This window comes from Bacillus sp. NPDC094064, from assembly GCF_050279585.1.
Lineage (GTDB): Bacteria > Bacillota > Bacilli > Bacillales > Bacillaceae_G > Bacillus_A.
The window spans coordinates 16,236-39,371 of record NZ_JBNNUI010000009.1; the positions used below are offsets into that span (position 1 = coordinate 16,236).

26 protein-coding genes are annotated in these 23,136 nt (G+C 36.8%); 22 read left to right on the top strand and 4 right to left on the bottom strand.

All coding sequences use genetic code 11. The annotated features are described in order from the left end of the window. Positions 1 to 43: 43 nt before the first annotated feature. The gene (sigK, locus tag ACQKNI_RS19450; protein ID WP_000051382.1) at positions 44 to 757 is read left to right on the top strand and encodes an RNA polymerase sporulation sigma factor SigK; all 714 of its coding nucleotides are present in this window, start codon (positions 44 to 46) and stop codon (positions 755 to 757) included. A gap of 266 nt (positions 758 to 1,023) precedes the next feature. Continuing rightward, positions 1,024 to 1,812, top strand: a complete 789-nt coding sequence (locus tag ACQKNI_RS19455; protein ID WP_088230863.1) for a phosphatidylserine decarboxylase — start codon at positions 1,024 to 1,026, stop codon at positions 1,810 to 1,812. A gap of 147 nt (positions 1,813 to 1,959) precedes the next feature. Here ACQKNI_RS19455 and ACQKNI_RS19460 read toward each other — a convergent pair whose 3' ends face one another. After that, the gene (locus ACQKNI_RS19460) at positions 1,960 to 2,115 is read right to left on the bottom strand and encodes a sporulation histidine kinase inhibitor Sda (RefSeq protein WP_140417369.1); all 156 of its coding nucleotides are present in this window, start codon (positions 2,113 to 2,115) and stop codon (positions 1,960 to 1,962) included. A 246-nt stretch (positions 2,116 to 2,361) separates the two neighbouring features. On the opposite strand from ACQKNI_RS19460, the gene ACQKNI_RS19465 reads away from it, so the two are divergent. The 8 genes from ACQKNI_RS19465 to ACQKNI_RS19500 all read left to right on the top strand — a co-directional run bounded on the left by ACQKNI_RS19465 (position 2,362) and on the right by ACQKNI_RS19500 (position 7,498). Then, the gene (locus ACQKNI_RS19465) at positions 2,362 to 2,874 is read left to right on the top strand and encodes a YqeG family HAD IIIA-type phosphatase (protein ID WP_000765302.1); all 513 of its coding nucleotides are present in this window, start codon (positions 2,362 to 2,364) and stop codon (positions 2,872 to 2,874) included. 3 nt (positions 2,875 to 2,877) lie between these two features. Beyond that, positions 2,878 to 3,984, top strand: a complete 1,107-nt coding sequence (gene yqeH / locus ACQKNI_RS19470) for a ribosome biogenesis GTPase YqeH (RefSeq protein ID WP_000140807.1) — start codon at positions 2,878 to 2,880, stop codon at positions 3,982 to 3,984. Between the two features lie 15 nt (positions 3,985 to 3,999). Beyond that, positions 4,000 to 4,833, top strand: coding sequence for a shikimate dehydrogenase (gene aroE / locus ACQKNI_RS19475; protein WP_088230864.1), 834 nt, complete (start codon positions 4,000 to 4,002; stop codon positions 4,831 to 4,833). Positions 4,834 to 4,838: 5 nt separating this feature from the next. Continuing rightward, positions 4,839 to 5,132 carry a ribosome assembly RNA-binding protein YhbY gene (gene yhbY / locus ACQKNI_RS19480; protein ID WP_088230865.1) on the top strand — a complete coding sequence of 98 codons (294 nt, stop codon included), beginning with the start codon at positions 4,839 to 4,841 and terminating at the stop codon, positions 5,130 to 5,132. Positions 5,133 to 5,270: 138 nt separating this feature from the next. Then, positions 5,271 to 5,840 carry a nicotinate-nucleotide adenylyltransferase gene (gene nadD, locus ACQKNI_RS19485; protein WP_088230866.1) on the top strand — a complete coding sequence of 190 codons (570 nt, stop codon included), beginning with the start codon at positions 5,271 to 5,273 and terminating at the stop codon, positions 5,838 to 5,840. Continuing rightward, complete coding sequence (gene yqeK / locus ACQKNI_RS19490; protein WP_088230867.1) at positions 5,830 to 6,399, top strand: bis(5'-nucleosyl)-tetraphosphatase (symmetrical) YqeK; 570 nt, start codon at positions 5,830 to 5,832, stop codon at positions 6,397 to 6,399. Before nadD ends, yqeK begins: the two co-directional genes overlap by 11 nt. Continuing rightward, on the top strand, positions 6,396 to 6,752 hold the full coding sequence (gene rsfS, locus ACQKNI_RS19495) for a ribosome silencing factor (protein ID WP_000653203.1): 357 nt from the start codon (positions 6,396 to 6,398) through the stop codon (positions 6,750 to 6,752). The genes yqeK and rsfS overlap by 4 nt, the downstream gene beginning before the upstream one ends. Then, positions 6,749 to 7,498, top strand: a complete 750-nt coding sequence (locus tag ACQKNI_RS19500; protein ID WP_098252974.1) for a class I SAM-dependent methyltransferase — start codon at positions 6,749 to 6,751, stop codon at positions 7,496 to 7,498. The genes rsfS and ACQKNI_RS19500 overlap by 4 nt, the downstream gene beginning before the upstream one ends. 172 nt (positions 7,499 to 7,670) lie before the next feature. Here the strand turns inward: ACQKNI_RS19500 and comER are convergent, their stop codons facing one another. Then, complete coding sequence (gene comER, locus ACQKNI_RS19505) at positions 7,671 to 8,498, bottom strand: late competence protein ComER (RefSeq protein ID WP_098252975.1); 828 nt, start codon at positions 8,496 to 8,498, stop codon at positions 7,671 to 7,673. A 77-nt stretch (positions 8,499 to 8,575) separates the two neighbouring features. Here comER and ACQKNI_RS19510 point away from each other — a divergent pair, with 77 nt between their 5' ends. From ACQKNI_RS19510 to ACQKNI_RS19520, 3 genes are all read left to right on the top strand, one after another. After that, a complete protein-coding gene (locus tag ACQKNI_RS19510; protein ID WP_098252976.1) occupies positions 8,576 to 9,175 on the top strand; it encodes a helix-hairpin-helix domain-containing protein in 600 nt (199 codons plus the stop codon). 63 nt (positions 9,176 to 9,238) lie between these two features. Then, entirely contained in the window at positions 9,239 to 9,796 is a 558-nt protein-coding gene (locus ACQKNI_RS19515; protein ID WP_088230871.1) for a ComE operon protein 2, read from the top strand. A gap of 14 nt (positions 9,797 to 9,810) precedes the next feature. Then, the gene (locus tag ACQKNI_RS19520; RefSeq protein WP_088230872.1) at positions 9,811 to 12,132 is read left to right on the top strand and encodes a DNA internalization-related competence protein ComEC/Rec2; all 2,322 of its coding nucleotides are present in this window, start codon (positions 9,811 to 9,813) and stop codon (positions 12,130 to 12,132) included. A gap of 31 nt (positions 12,133 to 12,163) precedes the next feature. Here the strand turns inward: ACQKNI_RS19520 and ACQKNI_RS19525 are convergent, their stop codons facing one another. Beyond that, on the bottom strand, positions 12,164 to 12,298 hold the full coding sequence (locus ACQKNI_RS19525) for a YqzM family protein (RefSeq protein ID WP_001058627.1): 135 nt from the start codon (positions 12,296 to 12,298) through the stop codon (positions 12,164 to 12,166). A gap of 346 nt (positions 12,299 to 12,644) precedes the next feature. Between ACQKNI_RS19525 and holA the strand changes: the two genes are divergently transcribed. Beyond that, positions 12,645 to 13,655 (top strand): DNA polymerase III subunit delta, encoded by a 1,011-nt coding sequence (holA, locus tag ACQKNI_RS19530; RefSeq protein WP_088230873.1) that lies wholly within the window; start codon positions 12,645 to 12,647, stop codon positions 13,653 to 13,655. Between the two features lie 83 nt (positions 13,656 to 13,738). Here holA and rpsT read toward each other — a convergent pair whose 3' ends face one another. Continuing rightward, entirely contained in the window at positions 13,739 to 13,996 is a 258-nt protein-coding gene (rpsT, locus tag ACQKNI_RS19535) for a 30S ribosomal protein S20 (protein WP_001274011.1), read from the bottom strand. 181 nt (positions 13,997 to 14,177) lie between these two features. On the opposite strand from rpsT, the gene gpr reads away from it, so the two are divergent. The 8 genes from gpr (at position 14,178) to dnaK (ending at position 23,060) form a co-directional block, all read left to right on the top strand. Beyond that, the gene (gene gpr / locus ACQKNI_RS19540) at positions 14,178 to 15,281 is read left to right on the top strand and encodes a GPR endopeptidase (RefSeq protein WP_088230874.1); all 1,104 of its coding nucleotides are present in this window, start codon (positions 14,178 to 14,180) and stop codon (positions 15,279 to 15,281) included. Then, on the top strand, positions 15,281 to 15,637 hold the full coding sequence (locus ACQKNI_RS19545; protein WP_373605062.1) for a YqxA family protein: 357 nt from the start codon (positions 15,281 to 15,283) through the stop codon (positions 15,635 to 15,637). Before gpr ends, ACQKNI_RS19545 begins: the two co-directional genes overlap by 1 nt. Positions 15,638 to 15,847: 210 nt before the next feature. Beyond that, positions 15,848 to 17,671 carry an elongation factor 4 gene (gene lepA / locus ACQKNI_RS19550; protein ID WP_060632314.1) on the top strand — a complete coding sequence of 608 codons (1,824 nt, stop codon included), beginning with the start codon at positions 15,848 to 15,850 and terminating at the stop codon, positions 17,669 to 17,671. Between the two features lie 130 nt (positions 17,672 to 17,801). After that, the gene (locus ACQKNI_RS19555; protein WP_001293536.1) at positions 17,802 to 18,176 is read left to right on the top strand and encodes a winged helix-turn-helix transcriptional regulator; all 375 of its coding nucleotides are present in this window, start codon (positions 17,802 to 17,804) and stop codon (positions 18,174 to 18,176) included. Between the two features lie 51 nt (positions 18,177 to 18,227). Then, positions 18,228 to 19,367, top strand: a complete 1,140-nt coding sequence (hemW, locus tag ACQKNI_RS19560; protein WP_088230876.1) for a radical SAM family heme chaperone HemW — start codon at positions 18,228 to 18,230, stop codon at positions 19,365 to 19,367. Positions 19,368 to 19,500: 133 nt separating this feature from the next. Beyond that, complete coding sequence (hrcA, locus tag ACQKNI_RS19565; protein WP_088230877.1) at positions 19,501 to 20,517, top strand: heat-inducible transcriptional repressor HrcA; 1,017 nt, start codon at positions 19,501 to 19,503, stop codon at positions 20,515 to 20,517. Positions 20,518 to 20,631: 114 nt separating this feature from the next. After that, positions 20,632 to 21,198 (top strand): nucleotide exchange factor GrpE, encoded by a 567-nt coding sequence (gene grpE / locus ACQKNI_RS19570; RefSeq protein ID WP_088230878.1) that lies wholly within the window; start codon positions 20,632 to 20,634, stop codon positions 21,196 to 21,198. A 26-nt stretch (positions 21,199 to 21,224) separates the two neighbouring features. Next, entirely contained in the window at positions 21,225 to 23,060 is a 1,836-nt protein-coding gene (dnaK, locus tag ACQKNI_RS19575) for a chaperone protein DnaK (RefSeq protein WP_088230879.1), read from the top strand. Positions 23,061 to 23,136: the final 76 nt, after the last annotated feature.

Here is a 23,136-nt window from a genome sequence, read left to right on the forward strand (position 1 = left end):
CATACACTTAGTAAAGACCACTATTTTGGCGGAGGTGAAAGGTTTGAGTCTATTCGCCGCAATTGGATATATGGTTCGAGAAGTTTTTGTCTTTGTGTCTTATGTGAAGAATAATGCGTTCCCGCAGCCACTATCGTCAGATGATGAGAGAAAGTACTTAGAGCTAATGGAGCAAGGTGATGCTCAAGCGAGAAATCTTTTAATTGAACATAATTTACGGCTTGTAGCTCATATCGTTAAAAAATTCGAGAATACCGGTGAAGATGCAGAAGATTTAATTTCAATTGGTACAATTGGGCTCATTAAAGCGATCGAGAGTTATTCAGCAGGAAAAGGAACAAAGCTCGCAACGTATGCAGCACGCTGTATTGAAAATGAAATTTTGATGCATTTACGTGTACTGAAGAAAACGAAAAAAGACGTTTCACTTCATGACCCGATTGGGCAAGATAAAGAGGGGAATGAAATATCGCTTATTGATATATTAAAATCAGAATCTGAAGATGTAATTGATATGATTCAGCTTAGTATGGAGTTAGAAAAGATTAAAGAGTATATAGATATTTTAGATGAACGAGAAAAGGAAGTTATCGTGAAGCGTTTTGGACTTGGGCTGGATAAAGAAAAAACGCAGCGGGAGATTGCTAAGGCACTTGGTATTTCCAGAAGTTACGTATCAAGAATTGAAAAGCGTGCCTTAATGAAAATGTTCCATGAATTTGTAAGGGCAGAGAAAGAGAAGAAAGCGAAAGAATAATGTACATTGCAAGCAGCCATATTTTAAAATGGGCTGCTTTTTTTTGTAAATAAGGAAAGAAAACGAGTTGTGATAAGAAGAAATGCATGTTCACTGTTGAAAATGAAGGATTCTATCTGTAATATTAGAAGGTGCTAAACAATTTAAGAATAATACCATACTTAGTTTTCTATATGATATATGGAAATAAGAACCAATTTTACATATGATATAGAAAGACAAGAAGGGGAAACTAAAGTTATAGACTGATTAGGAGGTTTCGCAATTTGCGACGTACATTATATCGACTTATGATCGAACTTACAAATGGTCGCTTTACTTCTTATATATTACGTAAATTTGCACAATCTCGTTTGAGTTCTATTATTATTCCATCATATGCGAAAGTTTTTCAACTTAATCAAGATGAGATGGAAAAGGGTTTGAAGGAATATAGAACATTGCATGAATTATTTACGCGTAGGCTAAAAGAAGGAAAGCGTAGTATTGATACAGATGCATCGAGTATCGTTAGCCCTGTTGATGGTGTTTTTGCTGATCACGGTCCGATTGAGGATACAAAAACATTTGATATTAAAGGTAAGCGTTATTCAATTGTGGATATGCTAGGTAATGAAGAACGTGCAAAGCGATATGCAGGCGGTACATATATGGTTATTTATTTGAGCCCAAGTCATTATCATCGTATTCATAGTCCGCTTTCTGGTTCTGTGACTGAAAGATTTGTACTCGGTAGGAAATCGTACCCGGTAAATGCTGCGGGTATGGAATATGGGAAAGAACCGCTGTCAAAAAACTATCGTTCTGTTACAGAAGTGAATAGTGATGGCGAGCATATGGCGCTTGTAAAAGTAGGTGCTATGTTTGTGAATAGTATTGAGCTTTTGCATGAAAGAAGTACTGTTCAAAAAGGTGAAGAAATGGCATACTTTACATTTGGTTCAACAGTTGTGTTATTGTTTGAAAAAGATATGATAGAAGTAGTGCAGGAATTGAAGAGTGGACAAGAACTTCGTCTTGGTGAAAAGATTGCTACTCGATTAGCTCATAAGTAAAGACGTTATAACCATAAGTGAGAGTTATGGACAAAGATGCTTAATGATGAAGGCCCCCTAGATGGGAGTACTTGTTTATTCGAGAGCCATCGCAGGATGGCTCTTTTTACAGGTGCGGATTGATTAAAGTTATCACTTTATATGTAATCAAGACGTTTTGACAAGCTTGTCCTCTAATGAGCGTCTAATAATTTCTTGTTTTATAAGTAAAATGAAGTCGGGATTTAATTTTAGTTCTTTTGCTTTATAATAAGACTCAGTGAGTAACTCAGTAGATAACTGTTCCATATGTTTTGTTTTCAAGGTGAGTCACCTCCTAATAATATAAGGATTGATTCGTTGTTGCATTTAATGTACCAAAAAAATATGACAGTCACAAACAAGGGGTTATCCACATAGCTAGGTGGATAAAGTGTGTATAGATTGTTAGTAAATTCCAAATTAACTGAAAAATTAACGTGGAAAATGTGTACAATTTTATCCACAGGTTATATATCGAAAAATGTTGTCGAAAAATTTTATGAAAACTCCTCAAAGAGGTGAAAGAAATTGAAGTTATTTTTACCAAATGAATATGTGAAAAATGTATATCATGTTCAACCAGAAGATTTGAAAAAGCGTGGAATTAAAGGCATTATTACAGATTTAGATAACACGTTAATTGAATGGGATCGTCCAAATGCGACGCCACAACTTGAAGAGTGGTTTTTGAAAATGAAAGAGCAAGGCATCCAAGTAACAGTCGTTTCAAATAATAATGAACAACGAGTGAAAGACTTTGCTGACCCATTAGGTATTCCATTTATTCATAGCGCTCGTAAACCATTTGTTCGCGCATTTAAGCGTGCGATACAAGAGATGAGTTTACAACCAGATGAAGTTGTAGTGATTGGGGATCAATTACTAACGGATGTGCTTGGTGGAAATCGAGTGGGACTTCATACAATTTTAGTTGTACCAGTAGCACAAACGGACGGGTTAGTGACGCGCTTTAATCGAAAAATCGAACGAAGAATTATGAGAAATATGAAGAAAAAAGGTTTAATTAACTGGGAGGAATAAAGTTTGACTGAAACAATTAAATGTATTGGTTGCGGTGTAGAAATTCAAACAGAAAATAAAAATGAAGTGGGATATGCTCCTACTTCATCTTTAGAGAAAGAACAAGTGATTTGTCAACGTTGTTTTCGCTTGAAGCATTACAATGAAATTCAAGATGTATCATTAACGGATGATGACTTCCTACGTATTTTAAATGGAATTGGAAAATCGGATGCACTAGTAGTTAAGATTGTAGACATTTTTGATTTTAATGGTAGCTGGTTACCTGGTTTACATCGTTTCGTAGGAAATAATAAAGTATTACTTGTTGGAAATAAAGCGGATTTAATTCCTAAGTCAGTAAAACATGATAAAGTAAAGCATTGGATGCGATATAGTGCAAAGCAGCTAGGATTAAAGCCAGAAGATGTCTTTTTAATTAGTGCAGCGAAGGGACAAGGGATTGCTGAGCTTGCGGATGCTATTGAGTATTATCGCGGTGGTAAAGATGTTTATGTTGTTGGATGTACAAATGTAGGAAAATCAACATTTATTAATCGTATGATTAAAGAATTTAGTGATGAGACTGAAAATGTAATTACAACATCTCATTTCCCAGGAACAACACTTGATTTAATTGATATTCCATTAGACGAAGAATCTTCTTTATATGATACGCCAGGTATTATTAATCACCATCAAATGGCTCATTATGTTGGAAAACAAAGCTTAAAGCTTATTACACCAACAAAAGAAATTAAACCAATGGTGTTCCAATTAAATGAAGAACAAACGTTATTCTTTAGCGGATTGGCACGTTTTGATTATGTAAGTGGTGGTCGTCGTGCGTTTACTTGTCACTTCTCAAATCGTTTAACAATCCATCGTACAAAGCTTGAGAAAGCAGACGAATTGTATAAAAATCATGCTGGAGATTTACTAAGCCCGCCAACACCAGAAGAATTAGCAAATATGCCTGAACTAGTGAAATACGAGTTTAATATTCGTGAACCAAAAACGGATGTTGTATTTTCTGGATTAGGATGGGTTACTGTGAACGAACCAGGAGCAAAAATTGTTGCACACGTACCAAAAGGAGTAAGTGTTTCATTGCGTAAATCTTTAATTTAATGTGGAGAGGGATTTATGAAACAATTATATGGTGTAATCGGAAATCCAATTGGACATTCATTATCACCCGTTATGCATAACGATGCATTTGAACACTTGAATATGGATGCCCATTATCATGCATTTCTTGTTGAAGAAGAAGTGCTAGGGGAAGCAGTAAAAGGTTTAAAAGCATTAGGTATTTCAGGATTTAATGTAACAACCCCGCACAAAGTTGCTATTATGGAGTATTTGGATGAGATTGATCCATTAGCAATGCAAATCGGTGCAGTAAATACAGTGGTTCATAAAGATGGGAAATTAATTGGCTACAATACAGATGGAATTGGTTTTGTTCGAGCCCTGCAGTCCATTAGTAGTGAACCACTTCAAGAGAAACGTATTTTATTACTTGGCGCAGGTGGTGCTAGTCGAGCTATTTATTTTTCTCTTGCTGATGTAGGCGTGAAAAAGATTGATGTAGCCAATCGTACAGTAGATAAGGCGAAAGAACTTATTGCTGCATGTGCGGCTCATGTTACTTCTGCTGCTTTATCGTTAGAAGAAGCAACAGAGGAACAAGGGAATTATGATATTATCATTCAGACAACAACAATAGGTATGCATCCGTACGTCGAACATACGCCATTACAAATTTGCTCGTTAAAAAAAGGAACGATTGTATCAGATATAATTTATAATCCATTTGAAACGAAAATTTTATGTGAGGCAAAAGAGCAAGGTGCGATTATTCAAAATGGTATTGATATGTTTGTTTATCAAGGGGCACTTGCATTTGAAATGTGGACAGGGCGTGTACCAAATATTGAGAGAATGAAACAATTAGTTATAAAAAAGCTTGGAGGCTAACATATATGTTAACAGGAAAACAAAAAAGATTTTTACGTGCACAAGCACATCATTTAACACCAATTTTTCAAGTAGGAAAAGGCGGAGTAAATGAAAATATGATTCAACAAATCGCAGATACTTTAGAAGCTCGTGAGTTATTTAAAGTAAGTGTGCTACAAAACTGTGAATTTGATCGCCGTGAAGTTGCAGAAGAACTTGCAAAAGGTGCACGTGCTGAAATCGTTCAAGTAATCGGAAGTACAATTGTGTTATATAAAGAATCAAGAGAAAATAAACAAATTAAGCTTCCTCGATAAAAAGGTTAGCATGCGCTACTTTTATCGCTGGTGCGTAATGATGTAGAGAGCGAAACCAATTGAACTTTTATTAACAGTGAACTCTCTTCGGATAGGAATGAAGAGAGTTACTGTATGTAAAAGGAAGGGGCGTTTCTTTTGAGAAAAATTGGCATTATTGGCGGTACATTTGACCCGCCTCATTATGGACATTTACTAATTGCGAATGAAGTGTATCACGCTTTGAATTTGGAAGAGGTATGGTTCTTGCCAAACCAAATTCCACCGCATAAACAAGGGCGGAATATTACAAGTGTAGAAAGTCGCTTACATATGTTAGAGCTTGCGACTGAGGTAGAAACACACTTTTCTATTTGTTTAGAAGAGCTGAATAGGAAGGGCCCATCTTATACATATGACACTATGTTACAATTGACGAAGAAGTATCCGGATGTGCAGTTTCACTTTATTATTGGTGGAGATATGGTTGAGTATTTACCGAAGTGGTATAACATTGAAGCGTTACTCGATCTTGTGACGTTTGTTGGGGTTGCAAGACCTGGTTATACATTGCATACGCCTTATAATATCACCACGGTGGAAATTCCGGAGTTTGCAGTTTCTTCATCTTTATTACGTGAGAGATATAAAGAGAAGAAAACATGTAAATATTTACTTCCTGAAAAAGTACAGGTATATATCGAGAGGAATGGGTTGTATGAATCGTGAGAATGCACTTCATATTGTCAAACAACAAATGCATGAAAAACGTTATATACACACAATTGGTGTAATGGAGACAGCGATTGAGCTCGCTAAGTTATACGGTGTGGATGAAAAAAAGGCAGAGATGGCAGCTATATTCCATGATTATGCGAAATGTAGAGCGATTTCAGAAATGGAAGAGATTATTAAACGTGAACATTTGCCGAAAGATCTACTTTGTTATAACAAAGAGTTATGGCATGCACCTGTTGGGGCATACTTAGTAGAAAAAGAAGTAGGCATTACGGATTCTGAAATTTTGCAAGCTATTACATATCATACAAGTGGTCATGAAAAAATGACGATGTTAGATAAAGTGATTTATGTAGCTGATTACATTGAGCCTGGGCGAAAGTTTCCTGGGGTGGAAGAAGCTCGTAAACTCGCATATACGGATATAAACCAAGCTTTATTATTTGCTTTAAAGCGAACAATTCAATTTTTAATGGAAAAAAATCAGACGATTTATCCATTAACATTCCAAACATATAATGCAGTTATCAAGGAGGAAATTACTAGATGAAAGATAAAGATTTATTAGTATTAGCAGCGAAAGCAGCTGATGATAAGAGAGCAGAAGATATGGTTGTCCTAAATATGCAAGGTATTTCACCAATTGCAGATTATTTCATTATTTGTCACGGTAACTCAGATAAACAAGTGCAAGCAATTGCACGTGAAATTAAATCAAAAGCACACGAGTTCCAAATCGACGTACAACGTATGGAAGGTTTTGACGAAGCTCGTTGGGTATTAGTTGATCTTGGAGATGTAGTTGCTCATGTATTCCATAAGGATGAACGTAACCACTATAATTTAGAGCGTCTATGGGGCGATGTGCCACGTGAAGATATTACAGACGAGCTAGACCAATGAAATACGAACAATTTGCACTGTTGTACGACGAACTAATGAATGATGTCCCTTATGAAAAATGGGTAGAATTCACAGAGGAAAGCCTGCAGCAAGCGGATATGAAAGAGGCAAAGATTCTTGACGTAGCATGCGGTACTGGTAATGTAACCCTTCCGCTTGTACAAAAGGGTTACGATTTAATAGGTGTCGATCTTTCAGAAGAAATGTTAACAGTTGCTCAGCAAAAGTTAGGAGGAGAGGGATACTTTATTCCTTTTTATCAACAAGACATGCGAGAGCTTGATGTTCCAGGTGAGTTTGACTGTGTAACTATCTTTTGCGATTCATTAAATTATGTATTGCAAGAAGATGGGGTAAAAGAAACGTTTCGAAGAGTGTTTCACCATTTACGTCAAGATGGTTTGTTTTTATTTGATGTACATTCTTTATATAAAATACATCATGTATTTCAAAATGAAACATACACAGTAAATGGAGAAGAAATATCTCTTATTTGGAATTGCTTCCCTGGTGAAGAATCAAATAGTGTAGAGCATGATTTAACATTCTTTGTTCAAGATCCAGAAGAAGATGTGTACCATCGTTTTGACGAATGTCACGTGCAACGTGCATATCAGGTTGAAGAGTTGACGGAATGGCTTGAAGAGGCTGGTTTCACAGTGCTTCGCGTGACGGGTGACTTTGAGCGACTTGAAGTCACAGAACAAACAGAGCGTATTTTCTTCATGGCGAAGAAAAACGGATAAAACAAAAGCAACCGAGAAGGTTGCTTTTGTTTTGTAAAGAAGATGTAATTTTTGATCTAGAATTATACGAAGATGATATGCATAAAGTGTGAAAATAATCGTGTGAGTAGGTGTGTAGTATAAAAAAAGTAATCATTTATAAAAAGGATTTGGAATAACGGTGACGTATTTATTATGTGTGCTTATTGAATTGCTGATCAACGCATTTTAAATCCTCATCAAATTTCTCGTGTGTCCGTTCGATCAATTTATGAAACATATCCCCAACATGTTCTTCTAAAACACGAATACCTTCTCCTGTAACACCGCCTTTCACACATACCTTTTCTTGTAAAGTAGGTAATGTAAAGATTTCCTTTTCAAGCAATTTCCCCATTCCAATGACCATTTCACTTACTAAAGTAGTGGCTTCCTCATGTGTAATATTTGTTTTATCTACAGCAGCGTTAATGAAACATTGTAATAAGTAACTAAAAAATGCAGGACCGCAGCTTGCTATATCAGATGAAACGCGAGTTATATCTTCTTCTATTACAAGGGGAGTAGAAATATTTTTGAATAGAAGCAGTAGTTTTTGTTGCCACTCTTTAGAGCATTTACTCCCGAATGTAAATAATGATGCGCCAGATAAGGCGCGGTTTGTAATGCTCGGAATAATACGTGCGACGTGGCATGGTACAAGTGTCTCTAATTGTGATGGAGATATTGGACTTGTGATAGAAACTAAGCACTTTTCATCAGAAAAATGTTCAGCATATTTTTGTAGGATAGGGTATATATCTATCGGTTTTACGCAAATAAAAATAAGATGAGATTGTTCGATTACCTGATCGATAGTTTTTGCTATATGAACAGAAGGGTATTTTTCCTTTATATGATATGCTTTGGCGGGCGTTCGGTTAATGATCGTAAGGCACGAAGGTTTGACAGCACGGGTTTCTAAAAATGCATCGATTAGTATATTCCCCATGTTTCCTGTCCCTATAATTCCTATGTTCAATGTTTCATCCCTCCTTCGTAACGGCTCTCTCCTAAACAATATGAATGATGTTATAAATTTATGATTAGAGGTGTAAAATGATGTGGGATTTTCCAAAAAAGTGGTTGGGATTAGTAGTTGTTATTGTAAGTGCACTTTTTCTTTTTTTCTGGAAAACGAACCAGCATACAGAAGGGCCAGTAATTGCAACGGATGTTCAAGCGAAAGAGATAGAGAAAAAAGGTAAACAGAAAATATCGGATACAAAAGAGCAGAAAAAAATAATTGTAATTGATATGAAAGGGGCTGTCGCTAAAGAGGGAGTGTATGAAATGAAAGTAGGGGACCGGGTCAAGGATGCTATTGAAAAGGCAGGCGGTTTTTTGCCAGAAGCAGATAGGAATAAGGTGAACTTAGCGCAAATGGTACAAGACCAAATGATCCTTTATGTACCGAATAAAAATGAACAAGTGCAAGAAATAGCTGCTGTCTCAAAGGGAGAGGGGAAAGTTCAAATAAATGCAGCTTCTAAAGAACAACTTGAAAAAATTACAGGCATCGGTTCCCGAAAAGCAGAAAGTATTTTGAAATATCGAGAGGAACATGGTCCGTTCCAGAAAATAGAAGATTTATTAGAGATTGATGGGATTGGGGCGAAGTCTCTGGAAAAAATAAAAGATCAAATTATTATTCCGTAAAAGATTGACGAAGTTTTTCTTCTTTCGCTACACTACAAGTAGACAAAAAAGAAGGTGAAAAATATGGAACGAATTTCATGGGATCAATATTTTATGACACAAAGCCATCTGCTATCTTTACGTAGTACATGTACAAGGCTGGCGGTAGGGGCGACAATCGTTCGTGATAAACGAATTATTGCTGGTGGATATAATGGTTCAATTAAAGGTGGCGTACATTGTATAGATGATGGGTGCTACGTGATTGATAATCATTGTGTTCGTACAATTCATGCCGAGATGAATGCTTTGTTACAATGTGCAAAGTTTGGTGTGAAAACGGAGGAAGCGGAAATTTACGTAACGCATTTCCCTTGTTTACAATGCTGTAAGGCAATTATTCAAAGCGGTATTACAGCAGTTTATTATGCACAGGATTATAAAAACCATCCGTATGCCGTAGAGTTATTTGAAAAAGCGAATGTAACAGTGAAGCACGTTCCGCTAGAATATGATATTGCAGCGCTAGAGGAACAAAAGCGTCATATGGAGTTAAAAGAACTATTTGCATCTTTAGAAAAAGAGAGCTTATCATTGGAAGAATTACAGCATGTATTCACGAAAGCAAAAATGATGCTATAAGGAGTGAGTATGAGTTGCATGGGCAATGGGGCTATGTTGCAATCTCTTTTGTGATGGGGATTGCAACTACCTTTTCCACATCGTCTTTGTTGATCAGTTGTTGTCTAGTTTTCTATGTTTTATTTTGTTTATATCGTACTTCGCGTAAAACCTTCTTTTTATGCGTGATAGCGTGTTTTAGTGGCGCTATGCACACTTCCTATATTCAAGGGGTAAACAAGCCTCTAGGAGAGTCCTACGAAGTTACAAGAGGAGTGATACAAAGCACACCTCTTATTAATGGCGATCGTCTATCATTTCAAGTTGAAGATCAGTATGAAAATATAGTGCAGTTAAGTTACAAAATTAAATCACCCTTAGAAAAGAAACAATTGCAACAATTATATGCAGGGGTGTCATGTGTATTCAAAGGTGAGAGGAAAGAACCACAAACAGCCAGGAATTTTCACGGTTTTAATTACCGTGATTATTTATATAAGCAAAATATTCATTTCATATTTGATGCTACAAATATTTCTGAATGTCATAAAACATCATTGTCACTCATGCAATGGATTCTTCTTTTGAGACAGCAAGCAATCTCGGGAGTTAATGAAATGTTCCCAGAGCAATCAGGTGCTTTTATGAATGCATTATTGTTTGGTGATAGACAACAAATGGCGTTTGAGGTTGAAGAGCAGTACCAACAATTTGGACTTGTGCATTTATTGGCGATTTCAGGTTCGCATATTGTATTGTTAATGGTAATTGTATACTTTGTTTTGCTGAGAAGTGGTGTGACGAGAGAGATAGCAACGGTATGTCTTATCGTATGTATTCCTTTGTATATGATTTTAGCAGGGGCGTCACCTTCTGTTATAAGAGCGTCTATAACCGGGGTTTTGTTGCTAATCGCTTCCATGTGTTCTATTCGCATATCTAGCTTAGATGCTTTAAGTGTAACGGCTATATGTATGCTTATATATGATCCGTATCTTGTTTTTAATATTGGATTTCAGTTTTCTTTTGTAGGTAGTTTTGCTTTACTTTTATCTGCTCCGTTATTATTAGGGAGTAGCAACGGAGTAATCCGAAACTCGATTTACATCTCTATCATCTCACAGCTCGTTAGTACTCCAATTTTGTTATATCACTTCGGTTATTTTTCTCCATATAGTATTTTACTCAACCTCCTATACGTTCCGTTTTTATCTATAATTGTATTGCCATGTAGCATTATTATTTTGATTTGTATGCCGATTATCCCATTTTTCGCAAAAGGACTTGCGAATGTACTATCAATAGGGCTGAATATTTCTAATGATTTTCTAAGTTACTGTGAAAGTCTACCGTTTACTCGACTTGTTTTTGGACAAACACCTATACTTCTTGTAGCTGTATATTGTGTAATTATTGTTAGTATATTGATAGTTTGGGAAAGGGGAATGTCGAAAAGGATTGTGTCCATAGTTGTGGGGGTATTTCTTTTCGTTTGTACGTGTCATTATGCCTATCCATATTTTCGTGAAAGTGGTAGCGTTACATTTATTGATGTTGGGCAAGGTGATGCAATCTTAATTCGCCTTCCGTATGATAAAGGCGTTTATCTTATTGATACAGGTGGAACACTTCAACTCAATAAAGAAGAATGGCAACGGAAAAAACATGAATATTCTATTGGGAAGGATGTTTTAATCCCTTTTTTACAAAAAGAGGGTGTAAAAACAATCGATAAATTAATCGTAACGCATGGAGATGCGGATCATATCGGTGCTGCGCAAGATTTATTATCATATATAACTGTAAAAGAAGTTGTATTTGGCCGGAAAGAACAAGATGCAATATTAGAAAAAGTATTAAAGAAAAAGGCGTTAGAAAAGAAAGTGAAAATAAGTGAAGTGGTGGAAGGGGAGAGCTGGAGTGTAAATGGAGCGGAATTTTTTGTGCTAGCTCCAAACGGAAAGGAATCTAATGAAAATGATTCCTCAATTGTAATATGGGCGAAATTTGGAGGGGTAACGTGGTTGTTTACAGGAGATTTAGAAGAAGGTGGAGAGAATCGTTTAGTATCAAACTATCCTGCATTGCGGGCGGATGTATTAAAAGTCGCTCATCATGGGAGTAAGACGTCATCTATATCCTCCTTTTTAAGTCTTATACATCCTAGTGTAGCGATTATTTCTGTAGGAGAACGGAATAGATATGGGCACCCGCATAAGGAAGTTATAGAGCGTTTTGAGAAGATGGATATTGAAATATGGCGCACAGATCAGCAAGGTGCTATTTCCTATGTTTTTAAAGGAGGAAATGGAACCTTTACAAGTAAAATCACATATGATGAAACACATACTAGATGAAAAAGAGAAGACTGCCATGAAGTGGCAGTCTTTAGGAACCGATAAATTTAATAACAGTGGCAATAATGAAAAGTGTTGCGAAAAAACCAAATGAGACGATAAATCCTACCCCTGAATCAATAGCGTCATTGCGTTTACTTTGAACATTTTGTTCAAAATTATTCATTTAGAATCCCTCCCCAACATTCCACTTTAGTATAAAATATTGTCAGAAAAAAATCTACAATTTCCATATGAAGAGAAATCGAGTGTTTTTACTACGTGTAGTTCATTTAGCTACGTGAGTTTTTTATTTCCAAGCATGTTAACAGTTGGCACTTATACTCGGATTTTTATTGTGAACAATAAAGGGAAGGTGATTACCGCACACCAATAAGAAACCCGGGGCTTATTGCGTGGCGTTTAATATAAATAAAGGGACGGGTTATACAGCCTGTTCCTTTGTACTTGTAAAACAAAAGCTAGGGCATTAGTATAAATATATATTGCCAAGTTAGGGAGTAGGAAAAAGTATGAGTGATATACATAAAAAGATTAAAAAGAAGCAGTTTGCTCCGTTGTATTTACTGTATGGAACGGAAGCGTTTTTTATAAATGAAGCGATAAAGCTTATTACAACAGAAGCGCTTGAAGAGGAAGATCGCGAGTTTAATGTTGTGACATATGATTTGGAAGAAGCGTATTTAGAAGATGTGGTCGAGGATGCACGTACACTTCCTTTTTTTGGAGAACGTAAAGTGTTATTAATAAAATCACCATTATTTTTAACTTCACAAAAAGAAAAGTTAGAACAAAATATAAAAATTTTAGAAGAATATATTGGGGAGCCTTCTCCGTTTTCTATTCTTGTTTTTGTTGCGCCTTACGAAAAGCTGGATGAACGAAAAAAAATTACAAAACTACTAAAGAAAACAGCGGATGTAGTAGAAGCGAATGCGATGCAAGTACAGGATGTTCAGAAATGGATTGTTGCCCGTGCGGATGAAGTGCATGTGCATATTGATAATGGGGCTGTGAGTTTGTTGCTAGAGCTTGTGGGAAGTAATGTAACGATGTTGGCGAAGGAAATGGACAAGTTAACGTTATACGTCGGTATGGGTGGAGAGATTACACCGAAACTTGTTGCAGAACTTGTGCCAAAATCGGTAGAACAAAATGTGTTTGCTTTAACAGAAAAAGTGGTGAAAAAGGATATCGCAGGTGCGATGCAAATATTGGATGGATTATTTACGCAACAGGAAGAACCGATTAAACTGCTTGCGTTATTAGTGAGTCAATTCCGCTTGCTACATCAAGTGAAAGAGTTACAACAGCGTGGTTATGGACAAAACCAAATTGCGTCTCATATAGGTGTACATCCGTATCGTGTAAAGTTGGCGATGAATCAAACGAAGTTTTTCTCTTTTGAAGAATTAAAAAAAGTTATTATAGAATTAGCGGAAGCTGATTATAGTATGAAAACGGGAAAGATGGATAAGAAACTTGTGCTTGAGTTTTTCTTAATGCGGCTAAATCATATGTAATGATACAAAAAAGTTCATGTACGTAGTACGTGGACTTTTTTGTATATAAAAAAACGATCCAAATGGATCGTTTTTTAAACGCCTTACGCGTTTACTTGTTTCGCTAAGCGAGATTTTTGACGAGCTGCAGCGTTTTGGTGGATAAGACCTTTACGAGCTGCTTTGTCAAGTTTTTTAGAAGCAGTTTTGAAAGCTTCTTTAGCATTTTCAAGATCGTTATTAGTAACTAAAGCTTCTACAGTTTTAACAGCAGAACGCATGTCAGACTTGATAGAAGCGTTATGTGCACGACGCTCTTCGCTAAGTTTAGCGCGTTTGATAGCAGATTTGATGTTTGCCATACTTTTCACCTCCCTGGTGCAATCGAATGACTCGATTCATAACATAGAACAAGTGATATTCTATCAAACGGTGAAGAGAATTGCAATAGTATATCAATGAAATTTCACGTAAAGGAAAGAATGACCTTATATAACTTTGGGAAATCTAACGATATTTACTATGAATTACGGAGGAGATACGATGACAGAACCATTAGATTTAAGTAAATATGGTGTTAGAACTGACCTAGCTGTAGAGGCGCACCAAATGCTGCAAGAGCGTCAAGAAGAACAAAATGGGATACAAGGAGTTATTGTAAAAGAGAGGGAAGAAGAAGGTATTACAATTACGAAAGTAACGATTGATGAAGTTGCATCTGAATCGATGGGTAAAAAACCTGGAAATTATTTAACGCTTGAGGTGCAAGGTATACGCCAACAAGATACTGAATTGCAACAAAAAGTAGAGCGTATTTTTGCAAAAGAATTTTCTTATTTTTTAGAAGAGGTTGGTGTTACGAAAGAAGCGAGCTGTTTAATCGTTGGTCTTGGGAATTGGAATGTAACGCCAGATGCACTTGGACCGATAGTTGTAGAGAATGTAATGGTAACGAGACATTTGTTTCAATTGCAGCCTGAAAGTGTGGAAGAAGGATTTAGGCCTGTTAGTGCAATTAGGCCGGGAGTAATGGGAATTACAGGGATTGAAACGAGCGATGTTATTTATGGAATCATTGAAAAAACAAAGCCGGACTTTGTCATTGCAATTGATGCACTAGCTGCCCGTTCGATTGAACGAGTAAATAGCACGATACAAATTTCTGATACAGGAATTCATCCCGGGTCTGGTGTTGGGAATAAACGTAAGGAGCTAAGTAAAGAAACGTTAGGTATTCCTGTTATCGCAATTGGTGTTCCAACTGTAGTTGATGCTGTTTCAATTACAAGTGATACGATTGATTTTATTTTGAAGCATTTTGGAAGAGAGATGAAAGAGGGACATAAGCCGTCAAGATCTTTATTGCCTGCGGGATTTTCATTTGGAGAAAAGAAAAAACTAACAGAAGAAGATATGCCGGATGAAAAGAGCCGGAATATGTTTTTAGGAGCTGTTGGTACATTGGAAGATGAAGAGAAGAGGAAATTAATTTATGAAGTGCTATCTCCCCTCGGTCATAATTTAATGGTGACTCCAAAAGAGGTAGATGCCTTTATAGAAGATATGGCAAATGTAATAGCGAGTGGTTTAAATGCAGCGCTGCATCATCAAGTTGACCAAGATAATACAGGGGCATATACACATTGATGGAAAGAGATGATTTAAGTCGATTTGCGCTTTTATGTATATGTAGTGCATCCTTATGCTTGCTTATGGTAATAGCGGGAGTGGCGCTTGCTAATCATGGTTTAAAAAGTATGAAGGGTTACCAGCAGTTGTCGTACGAACAAATAGCTCATATGACAGGGACAGAAGGGGAGGCTGCTGAATCAGAAATTTCGGGAAGTTCGTTTTCAACTGTTGAAAAACAAAAACAATTAGAAAGTTTAAGAAGTTTTAATGTCGTAGAAGGAATTGGTATGGCAATAGCGAGTGTTGCTTATGAGATGACAAAGTTTGGGACAGATATAGTTGTTGGGAAAGTGAAAGAGATTTTTAGCTAAGAGTAGCAGAGAGAACGGTTGTCTTATCGTTTTGCACGACAGCCGTTTTTTTATTTGAAAAAGGTTTGTCTCTTATGGTTTGTTCGCATAAGATATAGATAGAATGATTTGTATTGTAAGCAGCACGAGTTTTCATTGAATCTTTGCTGCTCTATTGATATAATCAGTGCTAGTGTATATTGGCGAGACTATTAGGAGTTGAGAACATAGATGAACAAAGAAGAAAGAGCAAAAAGACAGTCCAAAATCCGTAATTTCTCTATCATTGCTCATATTGACCACGGAAAATCAACGTTAGCAGACCGTATTTTAGAGAAAACAAACGCGTTAACACAACGTGAAATGAAAGCTCAGTTGCTTGACTCTATGGATTTAGAGCGTGAGCGTGGTATTACAATTAAATTAAACGCAGTACAATTAAACTATACAGCAAAAGACGGTGAAGAATATATTCTTCACTTAATTGATACACCAGGACACGTCGACTTTACGTACGAAGTATCTCGTAGTTTAGCGGCTTGTGAAGGCGCGATTCTTGTAGTAGATGCAGCGCAAGGTATTGAAGCGCAAACATTAGCAAACGTATACTTAGCGCTTGATAATAATTTAGAAATTTTACCAGTTATTAATAAAATCGACTTACCAAGTGCAGACCCAGAACGTGTGCGCCAAGAAGTAGAAGATGTAATTGGTTTAGATGCATCAGAAGCAGTACTTGCTTCAGCAAAAGCTGGAATCGGTATTGAAGAAATTTTAGAACAAATCGTTGAAAAAGTACCAGCACCAACAGGTGATTCGGAAGATCCGTTACAATGTATGATTTTCGACTCTTTATATGACCCATACCGCGGTGTAATTGCTTACATCCGTGTTGTAAATGGAACGGTAAAAGTTGGCGATAAAGTACGTATGATGGCAACTGGAAAAGAGTTTGAAGTAACAGAAGTGGGTGTATTCACGCCGAAAACAACGCAGCGTGACGAACTGACAGTAGGTGATGTAGGTTTCTTAGCAGCATCTATTAAAAACGTAGGCGACACACGCGTTGGTGATACGATTACACATGCGAAACGTCCAGCTGCAGAGCCGTTAGCGGGATATCGTAAATTAAACCCAATGGTATTCTGTGGTTTATATCCGATTGATTCTGCACGTTATAACGACTTACGTGATGCGTTAGAAAAATTAGAGTTAAACGATTCTGCCCTTGAGTTTGAACCAGAAACATCTCAAGCGTTAGGATTTGGTTTCCGTTGTGGTTTCCTAGGACTTCTTCACATGGAAATCATTCAAGAACGTATTGAACGTGAATTTAAGATTGATTTAATTACAACAGCACCAAGTGTTATTTATAAAGTTTATTTAACAAACGGTGAAGATGTTATTGTTGATAACCCATCTAATATGCCAGATCCACAGTCTATCGATCGTGTAGAAGAGCCTTTTGTGAAGGCTTCAATTATGGTTCCGAATGACTATGTTGGAGCTGTAATGGAAATTTGCCAAGGTAAACGTGGAACGTTCATTGATATGCAATATTTAGATGAAACACGTGTTACGTTAACATATGAAATCCCATTATCAGAAATCGTATATGATTTCTTCGATCAGTTGAAATCAAATACGAAAGGGTATGCATCATTTGATTATGAGTTAATCGGTTATAAACCGTCTAAACTTGTGAAAATGGATATTCTTTTAAATAATGAACAAGTGGATGCATTATCATTTATCGTACACCGTGATTCAGCGTATGACCGTGGTAAAGTAATCGTAGAGAAATTAAAAGAATTAATTCCGAGACAACAGTTCGAAGTGCCAATTCAGGCGACTATCGGAAACAAAGTTGTAGCACGTTCTACAATTAAGGCGATGCGTAAAAACGTACTTGCGAAATGTTACGGCGGTGACATTTCTCGTAAGCGTAAACTTCTTGATAAGCAAAAAGAAGGTAAAAAACGTATGAAGTCTGTTGGTTCTGTAGAAGTACCGCAAGAGGCATTCATGGCTGTATTGAAAATGGATGACAACTAATATTTAAAATAAAAAAAGAAGTCGTTTATGCGGCTTCTTTTTTCTGTATAATTACTTTTTAGACATCTTAGCATCTCTCATTTACAATAGTGAGAGAGCTTTTTAGTTCAACAGAGTTAGGAGATTATTAATGTCCGAAAATATTCGAAAAGATATTCACGAGAAAATACAAAATGGTAATTTTAATTGTGAAAAGGAATTGACGCTTTCTATTATTAGTGGAAAGTGGAAAGTTGTGATACTGTGGCATCTTGGTGTAGAAGGGCCTCATCGTTTTAGTGAATTACAACGATTGTTCCCAAGCATTTCTCATAAAGTTTTGTCGAATCAATTAAAAGAGTTAATGGAGGATGGGATTGTTGATCGAACAGTGTATCCTGAAATTCCTCCTCGCGTTGAGTATTATATGACGGAACTAGGCATGTCACTGTTACCAATCGTTGAAATGATGTATGATTGGGGAAAAATGCGAATGGAACAAATTCGTAATACGTTAGAGAAGTAAAGAATCCTCCGGAGTGCGGAGGTTTTCTTTTTAGAAAGGTAGGAGTTATATTTGGTGCAAGCTGCATATATTCATATTCCGTTTTGTCAGCACATTTGTCACTATTGTGATTTTAATAAAGTGTTTATTGAACGCCAACCGGTTGATCAATATTTAGAGTATTTAGAGAAGGAAATAATAAACACGGTTCAAAAAGTGCCGTTTGATAGTATGAAAACGATTTTTGTTGGCGGAGGTACTCCGACAGCATTAAATATGGAACAGACAAAAAAACTACTCGATATTATTAACCGTCGTTTACGTCCGTTTGCTCCGAATTGTGAACTAACATTTGAAGCGAATCCAGGTGATTTACCGAAAGAGAAGTTAAACGTATTGTTAGAAGGTGGAGTGAACAGAATTAGTTTTGGTGTACAAACATTTCGTGATGAACTGCTTGAGAAAATTGGGCGCAAGCATACGAGGGAAGATGCGTTTGTAGCAATTCGAGAAGCGCAGGAAGTAGGCTTTAAAAATATTAATGTAGATATTATTTATGCGTTGCCAGGACAAACAATAGAAGATGTGAAGGAAACATTAGACATTGCGTTTACGCTTGGTGTACAACACTTCTCAGCATATTCGTTAATTGTGGAACCGAAAACAGTTTTTTATAATTTAATGAACAAAGGGAAATTGCGTCTTCCAGGTGAAGATCATGAAGCGAAAATGTACGAAATGGTAATGGATGAAATGGAGAAACACGGCTATACCCAGTATGAAATTAGTAATTTCTCAAAAGGTGATAATGAAAGTAGACATAATCTCACATACTGGAATAATGAAGAGTATTATGGATTTGGAGCTGGAGCGCATAGTTATGTGAATGGGGAACGTATTCAAAATGTAGGTCCGCTGAAGCAATATTTCAATAAAATTGATGAAACAGGATTTCCGTATTTAGATGTTCATGAAGTGACGGAGAAAGAAAGAATGGAAGAAGAGTTGTTCTTAGGGCTTCGAAAAACAAAAGGTGTTTCTAAAACGGCATTCCAAAATAAATTTAATGTGGAGATGGATCAAGTTTTCGCGAAGCAGTTACAAAGTAATCAAGAACAAGGCTTGCTTGAAGAGAGAGATGGATGTGTCCGTTTAACGCGAAAAGGAAAATTATTAGGGAATGAAGTGTTCCAGTCGTTTTTGATTGATTAAATAAATGTTTCGTAAACGTGAAAAAGTTTCATTATTTCGTGACGTTTCCGTTGACAATTGAATGTCAATTTTGGTAAGTTATTAATAGATTTAGCACTCGAAGACAAAGAGTGCTAACAGAGGTGATGATGAGATGCTTACGGAACGTCAGCTCTTAATTTTACAAACAATTATTGATGACTTTATTGGATCAGCGCAGCCTGTTGGGTCTAGAACGTTGGCTAAAAAAGAGGAAATTACATTCAGCTCAGCTACTATTCGAAATGAAATGGCTGATTTAGAAGAATTAGGTTTTATTGAAAAGACACATAGTTCTTCTGGGCGTGTTCCTTCTGAGAAGGGATACCGATTTTATGTAGATCACCTTTTAGCGCCGCAAAACTTACCGAACGCTGAAATTGTACAAATTAAAGATTTATTTGCTGAAAGAATTTTTGAAGCGGAAAAAATTGCACAGCAATCTGCTCAAATTTTATCAGAGCTTACGAACTATACGGCCATTGTTCTTGGACCGAAGTTAAGTACAAATAAACTTAAAAATGTACAAATTGTGCCGCTTGATCGTCAAACTGCAGTCGCTATTATTGTAACTGATACAGGGCATGTACAAAGCAAAACGATTACCGTTCCGGAATCTGTTGATTTATCAGATTTAGAAAAAATGGTTAATATTTTAAATGAAAAGCTATCGGGCGTACCAATGTCGGAACTCCATAATAAAATCTTTAAGGAGATTGTTACGGTATTGCGTGGGTATGTTCATAATTACGATAGTGCAGTAAAAATGTTAGATGGTACATTTCAAGTTCCTTTATCGGAAAAGATATACTTTGGAGGAAAAGCAAATATGCTTTCGCAGCCAGAGTTCCATGACATTCACAAAGTAAGATCCTTGTTGACGATGATTGATAATGAAGCCGAGTTTTATGACATTTTGCGTCATAAACAAGTCGGTATTCAAGTGAAAATCGGTAGGGAAAATTCTTCAACGGCTATGGAAGATTGTAGTTTAATTTCTGCAACATATTCAATCGGGGAAGAACAACTAGGAACAATTGCTATTTTAGGTCCGACAAGAATGCAATACTCTCGGGTAATTAGTTTGTTACAGTTATTTACGAGACAATTTACTGATGGACTTAAAAAGTAAATGAGAGTAATACATTCGCTCAAGTAATGAAACTTTCATTGCTGTGTGTAATATATAATACTTAGGTAATTGTGCTGAGCATGATACCTAATACCTTTTAAGGAGGTGAATATTGTGGAAGAGCGTAACGAACAAGTGGTAGAAGAAGTAAAAGAAGCGCAAGTTGAAGAAGCTGTCACGACAGAAAACAGTGAAGGAACTGTAGAAGAAAAAAGTGAGGCTGCTCTTTTACAAGAAAAAGTAGATGAGTTACAAGCGAAACTAACGGAAACGGAAGGTCGCACATTACGTCTACAAGCTGATTTTGAAAATTATAAGCGCCGTGTCCAAATGGATAAACAGGCTGCTGAAAAATATAGAGCACAAAGTCTAGTTTCAGATATTTTGCCAGCTCTTGATAATTTTGAAAGAGCGATGCAAGTGGAAGCAGCTGATGAGCAAACGAAATCCTTGTTACAAGGTATGGAAATGGTACATCGTCAATTGCTAGAAGCGCTGACTAAAGAAGGCGTTGAAGTGATTGAAGCTGTTGGTAAACAGTTTGATCCTAATGAACACCAAGCTATTATGCAAGTGGAAGATAGTGAATTTGAATCAAATGCGGTAGTTGAAGAATTCCAAAAAGGTTATAAACTAAAAGACCGTGTGATTCGCCCATCAATGGTAAAAGTAAATCAATAATTTACATAAAAGTAGGAGGATTCGCCATGAGTAAAATTATCGGTATTGACTTAGGTACAACAAACTCTTGTGTAGCTGTTATGGAAGGTGGAGAACCAAAGGTTATCCCAAATCCAGAAGGAAACCGTACAACACCTTCTGTTGTAGCTTTCAAAAATGAAGAGCGTCAAGTTGGGGAAGTTGCAAAGCGTCAAGCAATTACAAACCCAAATACAATCATGTCTGTTAAACGTCATATGGGTACAGACTACAAAGTAGAAGTTGAAGGTAAAGATTATACACCTCAAGAAATTTCTGCAATCATTTTACAAAACCTAAAAGCTTCTGCTGAAGCATACTTAGGTGAAACAGTAACGAAAGCTGTTATTACAGTACCTGCATACTTCAACGATGCAGAACGTCAAGCAACAAAAGATGCTGGTCGTATCGCTGGTTTAGAAGTTGAGCGTATTATTAACGAGCCAACAGCAGCAGCGCTTGCTTACGGTTTAGAAAAACAAGATGAAGAACAAAAAATCTTAGTATATGACTTAGGTGGCGGTACATTTGACGTATCTATCCTTGAGTTAGCAGACGGAACATTCGAAGTTATTTCAACTGCTGGTGACAACCGTCTTGGTGGAGATGACTTTGACCAAGTTATCATCGATCACTTAGTAGCTGAGTTCAAAAAAGAAAATAACATTGATTTAAGCCAAGATAAAATGGCACTTCAACGTTTGAAAGATGCAGCTGAAAAAGCGAAAAAAGATCTTTCAGGTGTAACACAAACACAAATTTCATTACCATTCATTAGTGCTGGAGCTGCTGGTCCATTACACTTAGAATTAACGTTAACAAGAGCGAAATTCGAAGAGCTTTCAGCAGGTCTTGTTGAAAGAACGTTAGAGCCAACTCGTCGTGCATTAAAAGACGCTGGTTTTGCTCCAAGCGAATTAGATAAAGTTATCCTTGTTGGTGGATCTACTCGTATCCCAGCTGTACAAGAAGCTATTAAACGTGAAACTGGTAAAGAACCATATAAAGGTGTAAACCCTGATGAAGTTGTAGCATTAGGTGCTGCAGTTCAAGGTGGCGTACTTACTGGTGATGTAGAAGGCGTACTATTATTAGACGTAACTCCACTTTCTTTAGGTATTGAAACTATGGGTGGTGTGTTCACGAAATTAATCGAGCGTAACACTACAATTCCAACAAGTAAGTCACAAGTATTCTCAACAGCTGCTGATAACCAACCAGCTGTAGATATTCACGTATTACAAGGTGAGCGTCCAATGTCAGCTGACAACAAAACGCTAGGTCGTTTCCAATTAACAGACCTTCCACCAGCACCACGTGGTATCCCGCAAATCGAAGTAACATTCGATATTGATGCGAACGGTATCGTTAACGTACGTGCAAAAGACTTAGGAACAAGCAAAGAGCAAGCTATTACAATCCAATCTTCTTCAGGTCTTTCTGATGAAGAAGTAGATCGTATGGTACAAGAAGCAGAAGCAAATGCTGACGCTGACCAAAAACGTAAGGAAGAAGTTGAACTTCGTAACGAAGCTGACCAACTTGTATTCCAAACTGACAAAGTTGTAAAAGATTTAGAAGGTAAAGTAGATGCAGCTGAAGTAGCGAAAGCAACAGAAGCGAAAGAAGCATTACAAGCGGCAATCGAGAAGAACGAGCTTGATGAAATCCGTGCGAAAAAAGACGCTTTACAAGAAATCGTACAACAACTAAGCGTTAAATTATACGAGCAAGCTCAAGCAGCTGCAGGGCAAGCAGAAGGTGCACAAGGAGCACAAGATGCTGGCGCGAAGAAAGACAATGTAGTAGACGCTGAGTTTGAAGAAGTAAAAGAAGATAAGTAATATAAATAAGTAAGATGACAAAAAGTCAAAGTCAAGCGTGCCTTGGCTTTGGCTTTTTTCATGAATGAGGAGAAAT